Here is a 1,961-nt window from a genome sequence, read left to right on the forward strand (position 1 = left end):
CCCGGCACGAGAGCCTGCGTACGGTGTTCCCCGAGGTCGACGGTGTGCCGCACCAGCTGATCCTCGACCCGGCCGAGACGGAGATCCCCTTCACGACGGTCGAGACCGATCCCGATCGGTTCGAAGAGGTGCTCGGTCAGGCCGCAGGCCGCGGATTCGACCTGGAGCGTGAGATCCCGATACGGGCGCACGTCTTCGGTCTTGACGCAGAGGACCACGCCCTGCTCCTGGTGCTGCACCACATCGCGAGCGACGGCTGGTCGATGGGGCCGCTGACCCGCGATCTGGCCCAGGCCTACGGGGCACGCCGCGAGGGCGAGTCACCTGTGTGGGAGCCGCTGCCGGTGCAGTACGCCGACTACACGCTGTGGCAGCAGCAGCTCCTCGGCGAGCAGGAGGATCCCGAGAGCGTCCTCACCGAGCAGCTCGAATTCTGGCGGAACACGCTGGCCGGCCTGCCGGATCAGCTTCTCCTGCCCACCGACCGGCCGCGACCGCCCATCAACTCCTACCGGGGCGCCACCCTGCCACTCGCCCTGTCCGCCGAGTCCCACCAGAAGATCTCAGCGCTGGCCCGGGCCCACGGGGTCAGCGTGTTCATGGTGCTCCAGGCGTCCTTGGCGGCCCTGCTCACCCGTCTCGGTGCGGGCACGGACATCCCGCTGGGCACCCCCGTCGCCGGACGGACGGACCAGGCCCTGGACAACCTGGTCGGGTTCTTCGTCAACACCCTCGTCCTGCGTACGGACACCGCCGGCGACCCCACCTTCAGCGAGCTGCTCGACCGGGTCCGCGAGACTGATCTCGCCGCTTACGCCCACCAGGACCTTCCCTTCGAACATCTCGTCGAGGCACTTAACCCGCAGCGCACGGTGGCTCACCACCCGCTGTTCCAGGTGTTGCTGGTCCTCCAGAACACGCCACGAGCCAGGTTCGACCTGCCGGGTCTCCAGCTCAGTTCACGCCAGCACATCGAGGGTGTGGCCCGGTTCGACCTGGCCATGAGCCTGGCCGAGCGCCAGGATGCCGACGGGGCGGCGGCGGGCCTGGACGGAGTGGTGGAATACGCCACCGACCTCTTCGACGGCTCGTCGGTGGAGTCCCTGGTGGCGCGCTGGCTGCGCCTGCTGGAACAGGCTCTCGCCGACCCCGGGCTGACGATCGGGGAGCTCGAGATCCTCTCGTCCGACGAACGCCGTGCACTGCTCCGGGGCGCCAATGGCGGTGGCCCGGTGGCCCCGTGGCAGCCGATGGCCGAAGCCGTTGAGGCCCAGGCCGCCCTGAACACCGACGCGGTGGCCGTGGTCGGCGATGCCGGGTCACTTTCGTACGGGGAACTCAATACCCGGGCCAACCAGCTGGCGAGGGTGATGATCGACCGCGGGGTCCGGCCCGATTCGGTCGTGGCGATGGCGCTGCCCCGGTCCGCTGAAGCGATCGTGACGATGCTGGCCCTGCTGAAGTGCGGTGCCGCCTATCTCCCGATCGGCTCGGAGCAGCCCGCCGAGCGTGTCGCGTTCATGCTCCAGGACGCCTGTCCGGTGCTCGCGGTGACGGTGTCCGAACGAGCCGGAACGCTCGCGGACGGTGTCGGGCTGCTGGTCCTGGACGACCCGGCGACGATCGGCGAGCTGGCCGGGTCCTCGGGTGAGGACCTCACTGACGCCGAGCGCGGATCGGCGCTGCTGCCGGACCACCCCCTGTTCGTGCTCTACACGTCGGGGACGACGGGAACACCCAAGGGTGTGGTGATGCGCTCCGGCGCGATCGCCAACATGCTGGAGTGGCACGAGCGGGTGGTCGGCGGCGGAGTGGGCCGCCGAGTGGCTCAGTTCACCGCGCTCACCTTCGACGTCTCCGTTCAGGAGGTCTACTCGTCGATGATGGCGGGCAAGGAGCTGTGGCTGCCCGCGGAGGACGTGCGGCGCAGTGGTGAGCTGCTGGCTCGCTGGATGGACGAC

The 1,961-nt window shown here is 69.6% G+C and carries 1 protein-coding gene; it reads left to right on the forward strand.

Annotated features, from left to right (window positions below; genetic code table 11):
• Positions 1-1,961 (forward strand): condensation domain-containing protein (locus MTF65_RS30055; RefSeq protein ID WP_243632160.1); only part of this gene is annotated, 1,961 nt, incomplete at both ends.

The sequence above is a fragment of the Streptomyces sp. APSN-46.1 genome (assembly GCF_022815725.1).
Taxonomy (GTDB): Bacteria; Actinomycetota; Actinomycetes; order Streptomycetales; family Streptomycetaceae; genus Streptomyces.